Below are 14,873 nucleotides of genomic sequence, written 5' to 3'. Positions count from 1 at the left end.
CCCGCTAACTCAAGCGTCACGCAGTCACTGTGGGAGCAACTGTCTTGCCCGATTTATTTAAAATCTAGCCCGCCCCCCCAGGGGGCGCGCTTGTCGCGCGGCCACGGGCGAAGCCCGTGCCATCCAGCGCGGTATTGGATTGATGGGCAAGCCCGCTCCTGTATGAATTACGTCGGCTTCCTGCTCTAGGTCCGCATAGGCTGTGGCAAGACCAGATCAAGCCAAGGCTTGCCCGTCCTTAGCATGGCATTGAGCCGTACGATCAATACCCGCATACAGGCTACGAGGGCGACCTTGGCAACTTTTCCGCGTCCGCGCAGCGCCTCATAACGAGCCTTGAGTGCTGGGTTGTACTTTATCGTCACAAGGCATGACATATACAACGATCGCCTGGCCTCAAACCGCCCGCCCGAGATAGAGCGTTTGCCCACGGATTTTCCGCTGTCGTGGTTAAAAGGCGCCACCCCGACCAACGAGGCTATTTCTTTGGACTCTACACGCCCCAGTTCTGGCAGAAGTGTTATCAGCTTGCCCGCCGTTACCAGCCCAATGCCTTTGACCTGGACCAGCTGAGTAACCCGTTCATCTTTCAGGGCTTCCGTTTGCTGGCTGATCGCTTGCTCAATCAGCTTGATCTGCGACTTGAAGTGCTGAAGGTTGGCTTTCAGAAAGTCGGACACCGCGCTGAACTGCGCCTGTTTCAGGCGCCTGCGGTCGTCATCACGCTGCTGAACCAGCCGATCACGTTGCTGCAGCAATTCTCGCAACAGCGCACGCTCCGGGCTGATCCGCAGGGTGGGCTGGTCTGGAATGACCTCAGCGTAGTGGGCCAGTACTTCGGCATCGATGGCGTCGGTCTTGGCTTTGACTCCGATGGATTCTGCGAACGCTCGGGCTCGCCTGGGATTGACGCGTATGACCTTGTAGCCCGCGTCCTGCAAGAACCTCAGGATATTACGCTCATAGCCACCTGTGGCCTCCAGCAGAACACGCTTTATGCTGAGACCGCAAAGGCCATCGAGCAACGCTTCGAATCCCGCCGGATCATTGCTTACATGAAGTCTGGTGCCCTGAGGCCGTACCGCAGCATCAAGCGAAAGACTAGAAACATCGATACCCAGGTAGGAAACCATCGCCTAAATCTCCTAAACTCAACACTGTGAGAGGACTTTGGCTTGGCCCACGCTTGTGATTCGAGATCAGAGCCGCGTCCAACTGTTCGGGCTCTCGCCAAAGTGGAACGGTGAATGGCAGCTTGTGCTCCCACTCGTGCTCAAGGCACCTGCGGCCTTCAGCTTGCCATTCACCGCTCTCACTCCAGATTCTAATCTCTAATCAAGACACAAGCGGCCTTGTGCCGCGATGGGTCGCGGAGCGGCCCTAAATGAACAGCATTACGCCTTGAGGCGGGTTTTTTTCATGGGGCCTGCTCTGCAAGCGCCGCTAACCTGGCCGCCAACTGCGCCGGCAGTGCAACCGGCTGGCCACTGGCTCGGTCGATGAACACTTGCACCACCGTACCCGCCGCACAAGCCTGGGCTTCACCAGGACGATACAGCGCCAGCCGGTACTCCACGGTGCTCCCAGCCAGACGCGTCACACCCAGCGCAACCTCCAGTACGTCCGGAAAGCCCGGCAGGGCATAGAAGTCCGCCGCCGAGCTGACCACGAACGCCGCCAATGCGCCGTCGCGCAGATCCAGTCCGGCTTGCTCAATCAAAAAGGCCTGAATGGACGTTTCGAAATAAGCATGCACGGTCGAGCCGGCGATATGGCTGTTGACGTCGTTGTCTTGCGCGCGGGTAAGGATCGGATGCACGTGAGAAAAGGCAGTGCGCTGAGGAGGCTGGATCATCGGGCAGGCTCGCGGTTTCACATTGGATGGACACAGTGAATCAGAAAATGAGCCGTTTGACCGAACCAACCTTTTTGAAGCTCCCAGCAAAAAGCCGCCTCGAAGGGCGGCTTTTTTACTACAACCTGCTTCAGCTTACAGCTGAGGACCCGCAGCCTTGATGGCATCGGACACATCGAACTTCTTGAAGTTTTCGATGAACAGGTTGGCCAGGCCCTTGGCGGCTTCGTCGTAGGCAGCCTTGTCAGCCCAGTTGGTGCGCGGGTTGAGCAGGTCAGTCTCGACGCCTGGTACCGACTTCGGTACGTCCAGGTTGATGATGTCCAGGTGCTCGGTTTCAGCACCGACCAACGCGCCGCTCTGGATGGCAGCGATCACGGCACGGGTGGTCGGAATGCTGAAGCGCTTGCCCACACCGTAGCCACCGCCCGTCCAGCCGGTGTTAACCAGGTAGACCTTGGAGTTGAAGCCGTTGATGCGCTTGATCAGCAGCTCGGCGTATTCACCAGCAGGACGCGGGAAGAACGGCGCGCCGAAGCAGGTGGAGAAGGTCGACTTGATGCCGCCGCCCGAGCCCATTTCGGTGGAGCCGACCAGCGCGGTGTAGCCGGACAGGAAGTGGTAGGCCGCCTGCTCGTTGTTCAGGATCGACACGGGAGGCAGTACGCCAGTCAGGTCGCAGGTCAGGAAGATGACCGCGTTCGGCTCGCCACCCAGGTTCGCCTCGGAGCGCTTGGCCACGTGCTCCAACGGGTAGGCGGCGCGGCTGTTCTGGGTCAGGCTGACGTCGCTGTAGTCGGCGTGCTTGTTGGCATCGAGCACGACGTTTTCCAGCACGGCGCCATGCTTGATGGCTTTCCAGATGACCGGCTCGTTCTTCTCGGACAGGTCGATGCACTTGGCGTAGCAGCCACCTTCCATGTTGAAGACGACACCTTCACCCCAACCGTGCTCGTCGTCACCGATCAGGTAACGGCTCTCGTCAGCCGACAGCGTAGTCTTGCCGGTGCCGGACAGACCGAAGAACAGGGTGACATCACCCTCTTCGCCGATGTTGGCCGCGCAGTGCATTGGCAGTACGTCGGCAGCCGGCAGCAGGAAGTTCTGTACCGAGAACATGGCTTTTTTCATTTCGCCAGCGTAACGCATGCCAGCGATCAGCACTTTCTTCTGGGCGAAGTTGATGATCACGCAACCATCGGAGTTGGTGCCATCACGCTCAGGCTCGCAGACGAAGTTGGCGACGTTGAGGATCTGCCATTCGCCACGGCCAGCCGGGTTGAACTGCTCCGGGTTGATGAACAGGCAACGACCGAACAGGTTCTGCCAGGCCGTCTGGGTCGTCATCTTGACCGGCAGGTAGTGCTCGGCCGCCGCCCCTACGTGGACGTAGGAAACGAAGTGATCCTGGGCGTTGTTGAACGCCTCGACGCGGTCCCACAAGGCATCGAACTTGTCGGCCGGGAACTTGCGGTTGATCGGGCCCCAGGCGATGGCGTCCTGAGTGGAAGGTTCTTCGACGATGAAACGGTCAGCCGGGGAACGGCCGGTACGGTGGCCGGTCTCCACGACCAGTGCACCCGTGTCGGCTAGTACACCTTCACCGCGTTGCAGCGCTTCTTTTACCAGCTCATCGACGCTCAGGTCGGTGTACACGGTGTTGTTGGCTTGCGTCATGAGATACCCCATCCGGCCCGAGGCCGAGTGCTCCAAACGTTTTGTAGTCGTTTCAGAAAAACTACTACAGCGAAAAAAGTGGCCGGATTATGCCAGAAACGCCCAAAAAAAGTAGGCCCCTCCTGTCAGAACCGAGCTTTTGCGCAATTCGACAGGAGAATCTCCTGTAGTGAAACGTTTCAGTGAAGAGTTTCTGAGGCAGAGTCCGTGCCGCCGCCCGCAAAGAGCTGTGCGACATCGCTGGCATCGAAGAAATACCGCTCATTGCAGAACTGGCAGTCGATCTCCACCGTACCGCCGCATTCCTCCACCAGCGCCTTGGCATCGGCTTCGCCCAGGCTTACCAGCGCATTGCCGGAACGCTCGCGCGAGCAGCTGCAATTGAAGCGCAGGGGCTGAATGTCGAACAGCCGCACGGCATCTTCGTGGTACAGGCGGTGAAGCAGGGTTTCGTTGGCTTCCTCCCACTCTTGCGGCTTGAGGGTCTTGGCCAGGGCCACTACATGCTGCCAGCTGTCCTCACGTTCCTCGTCATCAGGCTGACGGTCACGCGGCAGTTGCTGAAGCAGCAGACCACGGGCCTTGCCGGCCTCGGCGTGCAGCCAGAAACGCGTGTTCAGCTGTTGGGATTGCACGAAGTAGTTGGTGAAGCATTCCGAGAGGTCGGCGCCGTCTAGTTCGACAGTGCCCTGGTAGCGCTGGCCCCTGACCGGATCGATGGTCAGCGTCAGGTGCCCGCCTGGCATCAGCTCGGACAGGGTGGCATCGGCTGCAATCTGGTCGGCCTCGTAGCGGGCCATGCCACGGATGTCGCGGTCCCCGGAGCACTCGACCATCAGCAAGGGGATAGGCCCTGCCGAGCGCGCCTGCAGGATCAGCAGGCCGTCGAACTTGAGGGCACCGACCAGCAGCGCGGTGGCGGCCATCAGCTCGCCGAGCAAGGTCTTGACCGGCGCCGGGTACTCGTGACGCGCCAAAACCGCGGCGTAGCTGTCATCGAGAGACACCCACTCGCCGCGCACATCGCGCTCGTCGAAGATGAAACGTTGGGTGAAATCTGTATCTGGCAAATCGCTCATGGTTGTCTGGCTATCTGAAAATAATGACAAGATAATTGCCGGGATTTGCAATCCCGTCGTCGAGCGTTTCGGGCGCTCATTCCCGTTAGGAGATCGAGGTATCTTATGGACAATCGACCACTGTTCCAAGCGAGGTGGTCCTGGGGGCCATTGGTAGCCTGTACGCTACTGCCCATCGCACTACTGTGTTTCTGGTTATGGCCTGTTGGCCAGATGCTGTGCCTGGCATTCGACGAATGGCTGTTCCACAGCCTCAATGCACCGCTGGCTGAAAACACTGCCTGGCGCTACATCTGGACCGTCGGCAGCCTGCGCCCGTTCGACATCGTCGTCGGCCTGATCCTGCTGGCCACGCTGATCCGCGGCGACTGGGTGTTCAAGGCTGCCCAGGTTCGCCAGGCATTTTTCGGCTTTCTGGTCACGCTACTGCTCTTAGTGGTGATTCGGGCACTGTTTTCCAAGTGGGTCGACGCGGCCGGCTGGCAACACAACAGCCCGTCGATGATGCTCGATGGCGCCGTTCACCTGAGCGACTACTACCCACACCTGGAGGCAACCTGGGAGCTGAAGGACCGCTCCAGCAAGAGCTTCCCGGGCGATCATGCCTCGGTATTGCTCATCTGGGCGTTGTTCATGAGCGTCTTCAGCCGCCGCGTCGGGCAGTACCTGGTGATCTGGGGGCTGGCTGTGGTGTTCATGCTGCCACGCCTGGTCGCTGGCGCACACTGGGGCCAGGATGACTACATCGGCGGCCTGTTGATGGCGGTGCTGGCACTGGGCTGGAGCCTGTATACGCCCCTGGCGGCCAGAAGCAGTGCTGCGCTGGTGCGCTGGACCGCTCCGCTGTTCAGGTTGTTGGGCAGGTTGCCGCTGGTCGGCCGAATGGCCGTGTTGCGCTGAGGCCTGGGCCGCCATGCGGCCACAGCTACTCGAAGCTTCCGTGCAACTGATGTATCTGGCGGCGCTGCTTCTTGGTCGGCCGCCCATCGGTGGTGACACCAGTGGCACCGGCCTTGCGCAGCGCCGCAGCCTGCTCGCGCCGGCGCACGCTTTCTTCGGTTTCTTCATACAAAGCCTGCGCTTCAGGCGCACCGCGGCGCACCGCCGACAGCGCTTTTACCACCACCGTGCGCTCGTCGAAGCCTGTACGCAGGACGAATTCATCGCCCACCCGCGGCTCCTTGCCCGGTTTGCATCGCTCACCACGGCAATGCACCTTGCCACTTTCGATGGCCGCCTTGGCCAGCGCACGCGTCTTGTAGAAACGCGCTGCCCACAACCACTTGTCCAGGCGAACCTTGTCGTCATCTTCGACTTTCTGTGCCATCCCGATACCTCGAATTCCGTGATTGGGGGAACTGTACTACCGTAAGCATCGGATGCAAAAATTCCCCGCCATGCTTACAGTTCACTCTCTCATCCGCTGGGTGCGTTTCGTGAAGACATTTGATCATCTGACTGTAATTGGCCTGCGGGAATGGGTAGCCTTGCCCGAGCTGGGCGTGGCAGGGTTACGCGCCAAGATCGACACCGGCGCCAGCACCTCCAGCCTGCATGCCACCGAGATAGAACCTTTCGAACGCAATGGCCAGCCGTGGGTCCGATTCACTGCGCACCTGGGTTCGATCGTGCAATTGCGTCACCGCCGCTGCGAGGCGCCGCTGGTGAGCATGAAAACCATCCGAAGCTCCAATGGCCACGCCCAAACCCGTTATGTCATTCGCACCACGCTCGCGCTGGGTGACAGGGTATGGGCAGTCGAATTTACCCTGGCTTGCCGCAAGAGCATGCGTTACCGCCTGTTGCTGGGTTCCAAGGCCCTGATTCACGGCCAGTTGGTCGTCAATCCGGGCCTGAAGTACGTACAAGACAAACCTGCCTTTCCGGCCACCCACACTACCTTGACAGGTGCTGCATGAAGATCGCTGTGCTTTCGCGTAATCCGCGTCTGTATTCCACCCGCCGCCTGGTCGAAGCCGGTACCCAGCGTGGTCACGAGATGGTGGTGATCGATACCCTGCGGGCCTACATGAACATCGCCAGCCACAAGCCGCAGATTCACTACCGCGGCAAGCCACTGGAAGGGTTCGATGCAGTCATCCCGCGCATTGGTGCCTCTGTCACTTTCTATGGCTGCGCTGTGCTGCGCCAGTTCGAAATGATGGGGGTGTACCCGCTCAACGAATCGGTCGCCATCGCACGCTCGCGCGACAAGCTGCGCTCGCTGCAATTGCTGTCGCGCCGTGGCATTGGCCTGCCGGTCACCGGCTTTGCCCATTCGCCCGATGATATTCCGGACCTGATCCAGATGGTCCACGGCGCCCCGCTGGTGATCAAGGTCCTCGAAGGCACCCAAGGCATTGGCGTGGTGCTGTGCGAAACCACCAAGGCGGCCGAATCGGTGATCGAAGCCTTCATGGGGCTCAAGCAGAACATCATGGTGCAGGAGTACATCAAGGAAGCCGGTGGTGCCGATATCCGATGCTTTGTGGTGGGTGACAAGGTGATCGCCTCCATGAAGCGCCAGGCCAAACCGGGCGAGTTCCGCTCCAACCTGCACCGTGGTGGTGTTGCCAGCCTGATCAAGATCACCCCGGAAGAGCGCATGACGGCCATCCGTGCAGCCAAGGTGATGGGCTTGAGCGTGGCCGGGGTCGACATTCTGCGCTCCAACCACGGCCCACTGGTGATGGAGGTGAACTCGTCACCGGGGCTGGAGGGCATCGAGGTGACTACCGGCAAGGACGTCGCCGGCATGATCTTCGAACACCTGGAGAAGAACGGCGGGCCCAACCAGACCCGGACCAAGGGCAAGGGCTGATCACCCCGCTGGCCGCCTGCCAGGCCCGCCGGCTTCCTCGGGGGCTGATCGCCCCTTGGAAGCACGCCAGGCCAAGCTTGCAGTCAGACAGCGTTGCGCGGCAACAGCAACCCCAAGGGTAACCGTACCCGCGCTTCGATACCGCCTCCGGAACGATTGCGCAGTTCGACGTTTCCGCCATGCTGGGCGGCAATTCGCTTGACGATGGCCAGGCCCAGCCCGGTGCCTTTGCCGCCTCGCGCACGGTCACCCCGAATGAACGGGTTGAAGATGGTCTCGAGCTCGGATTCGTCGATCCCTGCCCCCCGATCAAGCACGCTCAGTACCACGTACGGGGCGCTTTCATCCCCCGAGACATAGGCTGCAACCTCGACGCCCTTGCCCGCATGGTGCAGGGCGTTGCCAATCAGGTTGCCCAGCATGCGCTTGAGCGATACCCGGCGCACTGGAAACGGCGGTATGGGCTCCAGGCACAGCCGAACACGCTCCTCGGGCTGGTTGTAGGGTGCAACCACTTCACGCACCAACGCTGCAAGATCGACTTCTTCAAGGGGTTCGTCACGCCCGTCGCGAATGAACGCCAGGAACTGGTCGAGAATGGCGTCCATGTCTTCGATGTCGCGCACCATGTCGTCGCTCAGCTCACTGTCGCTGCCGAGCAGGGACAGTGAAAGCCGCAGCCGGGTCAGCGGGGTGCGCAAGTCGTGGGACACGCCGGCAAGCATCAACTCGCGCTCGCGCCCGGCTTGCTCGACGTCTTCGGCCATCTGGTTGAAGGCTTTGTACACCTCGGTCATTTCGCTGGGCGTGTCGCTGACCGGCAGGCGCACACTGCGCCCCTGGCCAAGCTGGCGCGCGGCGAACACCAGGCGTTTGAGCGGCTGGTTCAATTGACGCACGAATATCCAGGCCGATGCGGTGGACAGCAAGCCGATGGCCAGGAACCAGCCCAGCACGTTCCAGATTTTCTGCCCGCGCAACGGGTGGGGGTACAACGGCACCTTCAACCAGCCCGGGCCCAGGCTGGGCGCGTTGACCCACAAGGCAGGCGGCGCATGGATACGCAGCCGTACCTCGGTGTCCTCGCCAAGCTCGGCCTGCATCTGCCGTTGGTAAATCTCGCTATAGGGCCAGTGTTGCTCGCCCTCGGGTACGCCTGCACCGGTCACCCGGATCAGGCCTGCCGCTTCGGCGATCTGGTCACGGTTTTCTTCGTCGGCCGCCCAATAGGCGCGCAAGGTCAATGCCACGCCGTGGCTGTACTGGCGATCGACCAAGACGTCCTCGTTCATCAGCAGGTAGACCAGGGTCAACGCCTTGGAGAACAGAACGACGATCAGCACCAGCCACAAGGTGCGCGCGAAGAAACTCTGCGGAAACCACAGCGGCGTCTTCATCTAGGCAGCAGCGTCATTTGCCGGCGTTTCCGTCCGGTACGAACACATAGCCCACACCCCATACCGTCTGGATGTAGCGCGGTTTGGACGGGTCTGGTTCGATCATGCGGCGCAGGCGCGAGATCTGTACGTCGATGGAGCGCTCCAGCGCATCCCATTCACGCCCGCGTGCCAGGTTCATGAGTTTGTCGCGGGTCAACGGTTCGCGGGCATGCATCACCAGGGCCTTGAGCACAGCGAATTCACCCGTGGTGAGCATGTGCACTTCGTTGCCACGCTTGAGTTCGCGGGTGGCCAGGGACAGCTCGTAGTCGCCGAAGGTGACCGACTCGTCCTCGCTGCCCGGCGCACCGGGTACCGAAGGCGCCTGACGGCGCAGCACGGCCTTGACCCGGGCCATCAGCTCGTCGGGGTTGAATGGCTTGCCGAGGTAGTCGTCGGCGCCCAGTTCCAGGCCCTTGATGCGGCTGAGCTCGTCACCCTTGGCCGTGAGCATGATGATGGGAATCTGGTTGTTGTGCTGGCGCAGGCGCTTGCAGGCGGACAAGCCGTCTTCGCCCGGTAGCATCAGGTCGAGCACCACCAGGTTGAACACTTCACGCTGGAGCAGGCGGTCCATCTGCTCGGTGTTGGGGACCGCGCGGGCACGATAACCCTTGCTGGTGAAGAAACGTTCAAGCAGGCTGCTGAGCCCTGGATCGTCATCGACGATCAGAATTTTTTCACCTTCAGCGGTAGTTGGCGTGCCGGTCATGAATTACTCCTCTGGTATCGCTGCGCATTATGGCGTAGCCGCTACAACGCGTGCCGTGAGCATTGTTAGCAGATTTTTCCCGGGACGCCACTTCCAACTGGCGCCAGGCCATCACCGCAAGCTGTTTGCGATGGGTATAATGCGCCGCTTTCATCCAGCGCCGTCGGGCGAAAGGCCCACCGGCGACTCCGTATTCAAGAACGTCAGGTGGTTTACATGGACAGCATCAACAGCCGTATCGCCGAGGAACTGGGCGTACGCCCACAACAGGTCGAGGCGGCCGTGGGCCTGTTGGACGAAGGCTCTACCGTGCCTTTCATCGCCCGTTACCGTAAAGAGGTGACCGGTAGCCTGGACGACACCCAGCTGCGCCATTTGGAAGAGCGCCTGCGCTACTTGCGCGAGCTCGACGAGCGTCGCATCAGCATCCTTGCCAGCATCGAGGAGCAAGGCAAGCTGACGCCGGAACTGGCGCGCGAGATCAAGCTGGCCGACACCAAGACGCGCCTCGAAGACCTCTACCTGCCCTATAAGCAAAAGCGCCGCACCAAGGGCCAGATCGCCCTGGAAGCCGGTCTGGGCGAGCTGGCCGACAGCCTGTTCGCCGACCCGTCCCTGGTCCCGGAAAGCGAAGCGGCGCGCTTTGTCAGCGCCGACAAGGGCGTGGCAGACGTCAAGGCTGCGCTGGAGGGGGCCAAGTACATCCTCATGGAGCGTTTCGCCGAAGATGCAGCCCTGCTCGACAAACTGCGCAGTTTCCTGAAGCAGGAAGCGGTGCTCAGCGCACGCGTGGTGCCCGGCAAGGAAGAGGAAGGTGCCAAGTTCCGCGACTACTTCGCCCATGACGAACTGCTGCGCAGCGCGCCGTCGCACCGCGCGCTGGCGATCTTCCGCGGGCGCAACGAAGGTGTACTCAGCGCTTCGCTGAAAGTGGGCGAAGAGCTGCCGGGTACCCTGCACCCGTGCGAACTGATGATCGGCGAGCACGTCGGCATCGAGAACCGTGGCCGCGCGGCCGACAAATGGCTGGGTGAAGTGGTGCGCTGGACCTGGAAGGTCAAGCTCTACACCCACCTGGAGACCGACCTGTTCGGTGAACTGCGCGACAATGCCGAGGGTGAGGCGATCAACGTCTTCGCCCACAACCTGCATGACCTGCTGCTGGCAGCGCCCGCTGGCCCGCGCGCCACGCTGGGCTTCGACCCTGGCCTGCGCACGGGCTGCAAGATCGCCGTGGTCGATGCCACCGGCAAGCTGCTCGACTACACCACCGTGTATCCCCATGCACCCAGGAACGAATGGGACCGCACGCTCTCGGTAATGGCTGCGCTGTGCGCCAAGCATTCGGTCGAGCTGATCGCCATCGGCAATGGCACCGCCAGCCGCGAGAGCGACAAGCTGGTGGCTGACCTGGTCAAGCAGTATCCTGCCCTGAAGATCACCAAGGTCATGGTCTCCGAAGCCGGCGCCTCGGTGTACTCGGCATCGGAGCTGGCGGCCCGGGAATTCCCCGATCTGGATGTGTCGATCCGTGGCGCGGTCTCGATTGCCCGTCGTCTGCAGGATCCACTGGCCGAGCTGGTCAAGATCGATCCCAAGTCCATCGGCGTGGGCCAGTACCAGCACGACGTGTCGCAAGTGAAGCTGGCACGCGGCCTCGACGCCGTCGTCGAGGACTGCGTGAACGCCGTTGGCGTGGACGTGAACACCGCGTCGGTCGCCCTGCTCACGCGTATTTCGGGGTTGAACACGACCCTGGCACAGAACATCGTCGCCCATCGCGATGCCAACGGCCCGTTCGCCACCCGTGCAGCCTTGAAGAAAGTCAGCCGGCTGGGTGAAAAAACCTTCGAGCAGGCCGCAGGCTTCCTGCGCGTGATGAACGGCGACAACCCGCTGGACGCGTCTGCCGTTCACCCCGAGGCCTACCCGCTGGTGCAGCGCATCGCCGCCAACACCGACCGGGACATCCGCTCGCTGATCGGGGACAGCAGCTTCCTCAAGCGCCTGGACCCAAAGAAATTCACCGACGAAACCTTCGGCCTGCCCACGGTGACCGACATCCTGCAGGAACTGGACAAGCCTGGCCGCGACCCGCGTCCGGAGTTCAAGACGGCCACCTTCCAGGACGGGGTCGAGGACCTCAAGGACTTGGAGCCTGGGATGATCCTGGAAGGCGTAGTGACCAACGTCACCAATTTCGGCGCCTTCGTGGACATCGGCGTGCACCAGGATGGGCTGGTGCATATCTCGGCGCTGTCGGAAAAGTTCGTCAAAGACCCACGCGAAGCGGTCAAGGCCGGCGATGTGGTCAAGGTCAAGGTCATGGAAGTGGACATCCCGCGCAAGCGTGTCGGCCTGTCCATGCGCATGAGCGATACGCCGGGCGAGAAGGTCGAAGGCAACCGGGGTGGCGGACGTGGCCAGGGGGGTGGCCGTCAGCAGCCAGCGCCCCGTCAGCGCGAGACCGCCACTGCAGCGCCGGCCAACAACGCCATGGCTGCCCTGTTCGCCAACGCCAAGCAGTTGAAGAAGAAGTGATGGACGTGGCACCCGAGTACGTGCAAAGCGCCTTCAGCCAATTGCTGGGCTGCAGCCTGCAACGCCTGGAAGCGGGCGTTGCCGAGGTGAGCCTGGCGGTGGCGCCGCACCTGCGCAACCGTGGCCAGAAGCTTCATGGCGGGGCGATCTTCAGCCTGGTGGACATCACCATGGGGCTGGCCTGCTCGTCCAGCCACGGCTTCGACCAGCAGAGCGTCACCCTCGAATGCAAGATCAACTACCTGCGCGCCGTCAGCGATGGCGAGGTGCTGTGCACCGCTCGGGTGCTGCACGCAGGCAGACGCACGCTGGTGGTCGACGCTGACGTAGTCCAGGACGACAAGCTGGTTGCCAAGGCGCAAGGAACCTTCGTCGCGCTCTAGCTCACAAAGCATTATCTGCGGTAACTTCGGCAGTGCGCGCGCACTGCTGGGGCCGCGGTAAACCAGGCGACAACGCCCGTTCCCTTCCCCCTACCCTTGTAGACCGTCATCTCTACCCCCATATTGGGGCGACTGACGCGTGAAGGAATACATCTTGAGCACACTCCTCAACCGCCGCCTGAGCTTGCTCGGCGATAATCTCCCCTTGCTCAAGCAGTGTCTGCACGGCATTGAGCGCGAATGCCTGCGCGTGACAGACAGTGGCCGTCTGGCCCAGACACCGCACCCCGAAGCACTGGGCGCGGCGCTGACCAACGAACAGATCACCACCGATTACTCCGAATCATTGCTTGAATTCATCACCCCGGCGCTGCCTGACGCCGCTGCGGTGCTGGAAAACCTCGAGCAGATCCACAGGTTCGTCTACACCAAGTTGAGCGACGAGTACCTCTGGAGCCCGTCGATGCCGTGTTCGCTGCCGGCTGAAGAAGACATTCCCATCGCCGAGTACGGCACTTCCAACATCGGCAAGCTCAAGCATGTCTATCGCAAGGGCCTGGCCCTGCGCTACGGCCGCACCATGCAGTGCATTGCCGGCATCCATTACAACTTCTCGCTGCCCGAGGCCCTGTGGCCATTGCTGCGCGAAGCCGAAGGCAGCACTGAAAACGAACGGGATTATCAGTCGGCCGCGTACATCGCCCTGATCCGCAATTTCCGTCGCTACAGCTGGCTGCTCATGTACCTGTTCGGCGCTTCGCCCGCCTTGGACAAGGGCTTTCTGCGGGGCCGCGCCCACCAGCTCGAAGAGCTCGATGGCGACACCCTCTACCTGCCCTACGCCACCAGCCTGCGCATGAGCGACCTGGGCTACCAGAGCAATGCCCAGGCGGGCCTGACGCCCTGCTACAACAACCTGTCCAGCTACACCGACAGCCTGCGCAAGGCGGTAGGCACGCCGTACCCACCTTATGTGGAGGTCGGCACCCATGTCGATGGCGAGTGGGTACAGCTGAACACCAACATTCTGCAAATCGAGAACGAGTACTACTCCAACATCCGTCCCAAGCGGGTGACCTACTCCGGCGAACGTCCAATCCAGGCGCTCACCTCGCGCGGCGTGCAGTACGTGGAGGTGCGCTGCCTGGACATCAACCCGCTCCTGCCAGTGGGCATCGACCTCACCGAAGCACGCTTTCTCGATGCGTTTTTGCTGTTCTGCGCGCTGGACGATAGCCCACAGCTCAACAACAACGAATGCAGCCAGTGCACCAGCAATTTCCTGAGTGTGGTCAAAGAAGGCCGGCGTCCAGGCCTGAAGTTGCAGCGTGATGGGCAGCCTGTGCCGCTCAAGGACTGGGCCAGCGAGCTGATTGCTCAGATCGCTCAATTGGCCGACCTGCTCGACCAGGCCCAGGGCGGGGATGAGCACGCCAAGGCCCTGCAAGCCCAGCAGGCAAAGGTCGACGACCCCGAGCTGACCCCATCGGCCCAGGTGTTGGCGCGCATGACCGAGCATGATGAGAGCTTCATCGCGTTCTCGCTGCGACAAAGCCGTCTCCACGCCCAGACACTGCGCGAGCAGCCCCTGAGCCCCGACCAGCAGCAGGCCTTCGAAACGCTGGCGCGCGAGTCCCTGGCCAAACAGTCGCAGCTGGAACAGGAAGAAGTGGGCGAGTTCGATACCTTCGTGGGCGCCTACCAGGCCAGTATCCTGGCAATCAGCAACTGATGACCCGCGGCATCCCAGCGCGCAAGCCACGCGCCAGCAGCCAGGCCCGGATCGAAGCGATCCTGGCAGCTGCCCGCGAGCTCCTGGCCGAGGGCGGGATGGCTGGCCTGTCGATCTACAGCGTGGCCGAGCGCGCGCAAATCCCGCCGTCATCGGTCTACCACTTCTTCGCCAGCGTGCCTGCGCTGCTCGAAGCGCTGACTGCCGATGTACACAGGGTTTTCCGCGAGGCGCTTGGCGCGCCGATCGACAGCAGCATGCTCACCCGCTGGCATGAGCTGTCGCGGTTGATCGAGCAACGCATGCTGGATATCTACAACGAGGATGCCGCTGCGCGGCAGTTGATCCTGGCGCAGCATGGCCTCAGCGAGGTCATGCAGGCTGACCGGCAGCACGACATGGAGCTCGGCGCCCTGATGCACAGGTTGTTCGACCAGCACTTTCACTTGCCGGTGATGCCTGCGGATGTGGATGTGTTCGCCTTGGCCATGGAATTGAGCGATCGGGTGTATGCCCGGTCGATGCAATTGCACGAGACCATCACCCCGCGCATGGCCGAAGAAGGCAAGCGGGTATTCGAAGCCTACCTGGGCTTGTACCTGCCACCTTTTCTGGTCAAGCGTTCGCACTGAGG

The 14,873-nt window shown here is 61.8% G+C and carries 14 protein-coding genes; 7 read left to right on the top strand and 7 right to left on the bottom strand.

Annotated elements, in window-relative coordinates; translation table 11 throughout:
* Positions 1 to 185: 185 nt before the first annotated feature.
* From NMB38_RS01060 to hslO, 4 genes are all read right to left on the bottom strand, one after another.
* On the bottom strand, positions 186 to 1,133 hold the full coding sequence (locus NMB38_RS01060) for an IS110 family RNA-guided transposase (protein ID WP_494354873.1): 948 nt from the start codon (positions 1,131 to 1,133) through the stop codon (positions 186 to 188).
* A gap of 284 nt (positions 1,134 to 1,417) precedes the next feature.
* Positions 1,418 to 1,855, bottom strand: coding sequence for an acyl-CoA thioesterase (locus NMB38_RS01055; RefSeq protein ID WP_345956489.1), 438 nt, complete (start codon positions 1,853 to 1,855; stop codon positions 1,418 to 1,420).
* 135 nt (positions 1,856 to 1,990) lie between these two features.
* Positions 1,991 to 3,532 (bottom strand): phosphoenolpyruvate carboxykinase, encoded by a 1,542-nt coding sequence (locus tag NMB38_RS01050; RefSeq protein WP_023535742.1) that lies wholly within the window; start codon positions 3,530 to 3,532, stop codon positions 1,991 to 1,993.
* A 179-nt stretch (positions 3,533 to 3,711) separates the two neighbouring features.
* A complete protein-coding gene (hslO, locus tag NMB38_RS01045) occupies positions 3,712 to 4,611 on the bottom strand; it encodes an Hsp33 family molecular chaperone HslO (protein ID WP_028688178.1) in 900 nt (299 codons plus the stop codon).
* 105 nt (positions 4,612 to 4,716) lie between these two features.
* On the opposite strand from hslO, the gene NMB38_RS01040 reads away from it, so the two are divergent.
* Positions 4,717 to 5,511, top strand: coding sequence for a phosphatase PAP2 family protein (locus NMB38_RS01040; RefSeq protein WP_027914117.1), 795 nt, complete (start codon positions 4,717 to 4,719; stop codon positions 5,509 to 5,511).
* A gap of 25 nt (positions 5,512 to 5,536) precedes the next feature.
* Here the strand turns inward: NMB38_RS01040 and NMB38_RS01035 are convergent, their stop codons facing one another.
* Positions 5,537 to 5,938 carry an RNA-binding S4 domain-containing protein gene (locus NMB38_RS01035; protein ID WP_027914118.1) on the bottom strand — a complete coding sequence of 134 codons (402 nt, stop codon included), beginning with the start codon at positions 5,936 to 5,938 and terminating at the stop codon, positions 5,537 to 5,539.
* Between the two features lie 109 nt (positions 5,939 to 6,047).
* On the opposite strand from NMB38_RS01035, the gene rimB reads away from it, so the two are divergent.
* Together rimB and rimK are read left to right on the top strand one after the other, a co-directional pair.
* Positions 6,048 to 6,530: a retropepsin-like aspartic endopeptidase RimB gene (gene rimB / locus NMB38_RS01030; protein WP_023535750.1), complete on the top strand. Its 483-nt coding sequence runs from the start codon at positions 6,048 to 6,050 to the stop codon at positions 6,528 to 6,530.
* Positions 6,527 to 7,432 (top strand): 30S ribosomal protein S6--L-glutamate ligase, encoded by a 906-nt coding sequence (gene rimK / locus NMB38_RS01025; RefSeq protein WP_027914119.1) that lies wholly within the window; start codon positions 6,527 to 6,529, stop codon positions 7,430 to 7,432. The genes rimB and rimK overlap by 4 nt, the downstream gene beginning before the upstream one ends.
* Positions 7,433 to 7,515: 83 nt before the next feature.
* Here rimK and NMB38_RS01020 read toward each other — a convergent pair whose 3' ends face one another.
* Together NMB38_RS01020 and ompR are read right to left on the bottom strand one after the other, a co-directional pair.
* A complete protein-coding gene (locus NMB38_RS01020; RefSeq protein WP_027914120.1) occupies positions 7,516 to 8,829 on the bottom strand; it encodes an ATP-binding protein in 1,314 nt (437 codons plus the stop codon).
* 13 nt (positions 8,830 to 8,842) lie between these two features.
* Positions 8,843 to 9,583 carry an osmolarity response regulator transcription factor OmpR gene (gene ompR, locus NMB38_RS01015; RefSeq protein WP_027914121.1) on the bottom strand — a complete coding sequence of 247 codons (741 nt, stop codon included), beginning with the start codon at positions 9,581 to 9,583 and terminating at the stop codon, positions 8,843 to 8,845.
* A 216-nt stretch (positions 9,584 to 9,799) separates the two neighbouring features.
* On the opposite strand from ompR, the gene NMB38_RS01010 reads away from it, so the two are divergent.
* From NMB38_RS01010 to NMB38_RS00995, 4 genes are all read left to right on the top strand, one after another.
* Positions 9,800 to 12,124: a Tex family protein gene (locus NMB38_RS01010; RefSeq protein WP_027914122.1), complete on the top strand. Its 2,325-nt coding sequence runs from the start codon at positions 9,800 to 9,802 to the stop codon at positions 12,122 to 12,124.
* Complete coding sequence (locus tag NMB38_RS01005; protein ID WP_033694972.1) at positions 12,124 to 12,507, top strand: PaaI family thioesterase; 384 nt, start codon at positions 12,124 to 12,126, stop codon at positions 12,505 to 12,507. Before NMB38_RS01010 ends, NMB38_RS01005 begins: the two co-directional genes overlap by 1 nt.
* Before the next feature lie 154 nt (positions 12,508 to 12,661).
* On the top strand, positions 12,662 to 14,239 hold the full coding sequence (gene gshA, locus NMB38_RS01000; RefSeq protein WP_241194868.1) for a glutamate--cysteine ligase: 1,578 nt from the start codon (positions 12,662 to 12,664) through the stop codon (positions 14,237 to 14,239).
* Positions 14,239 to 14,871, top strand: a complete 633-nt coding sequence (locus tag NMB38_RS00995) for a TetR/AcrR family transcriptional regulator (protein WP_028688180.1) — start codon at positions 14,239 to 14,241, stop codon at positions 14,869 to 14,871. The genes gshA and NMB38_RS00995 overlap by 1 nt, the downstream gene beginning before the upstream one ends.
* Positions 14,872 to 14,873 lie beyond the last annotated feature (2 nt).

This window comes from Pseudomonas sp. FBCC-B35 (assembly GCF_059133755.1).
Note: the sequence above shows the minus strand (reverse complement) of the source record. Positions and strands in the feature narration are given on the sequence as shown.

Excerpts from the sequence above, each read along its gene's own strand:
- NMB38_RS01020 (WP_027914120.1), bottom strand. The coding sequence starts at position 8,829 with ATGAAGACGCCGCTGTGGTTTCCGCAGAGTTTCTTCGCGCGCACCTTG.
- hslO (WP_028688178.1), bottom strand. The coding sequence starts at position 4,611 with ATGAGCGATTTGCCAGATACAGATTTCACCCAACGTTTCATCTTCGAC.
- NMB38_RS01060 (WP_494354873.1), bottom strand. The coding sequence starts at position 1,133 with ATGGTTTCCTACCTGGGTATCGATGTTTCTAGTCTTTCGCTTGATGCT.
- NMB38_RS01005 (WP_033694972.1), top strand. The coding sequence starts at position 12,124 with ATGGACGTGGCACCCGAGTACGTGCAAAGCGCCTTCAGCCAATTGCTG.
- NMB38_RS00995 (WP_028688180.1), top strand. The coding sequence starts at position 14,239 with ATGACCCGCGGCATCCCAGCGCGCAAGCCACGCGCCAGCAGCCAGGCC.
- NMB38_RS01040 (WP_027914117.1), top strand. The coding sequence starts at position 4,717 with ATGGACAATCGACCACTGTTCCAAGCGAGGTGGTCCTGGGGGCCATTG.
- NMB38_RS01050 (WP_023535742.1), bottom strand. The coding sequence starts at position 3,532 with ATGACGCAAGCCAACAACACCGTGTACACCGACCTGAGCGTCGATGAG.
- NMB38_RS01055 (WP_345956489.1), bottom strand. The coding sequence starts at position 1,855 with ATGATCCAGCCTCCTCAGCGCACTGCCTTTTCTCACGTGCATCCGATC.
- rimK (WP_027914119.1), top strand. The coding sequence starts at position 6,527 with ATGAAGATCGCTGTGCTTTCGCGTAATCCGCGTCTGTATTCCACCCGC.
- ompR (WP_027914121.1), bottom strand. The coding sequence starts at position 9,583 with ATGACCGGCACGCCAACTACCGCTGAAGGTGAAAAAATTCTGATCGTC.
- NMB38_RS01010 (WP_027914122.1), top strand. The coding sequence starts at position 9,800 with ATGGACAGCATCAACAGCCGTATCGCCGAGGAACTGGGCGTACGCCCA.
- NMB38_RS01035 (WP_027914118.1), bottom strand. The coding sequence starts at position 5,938 with ATGGCACAGAAAGTCGAAGATGACGACAAGGTTCGCCTGGACAAGTGG.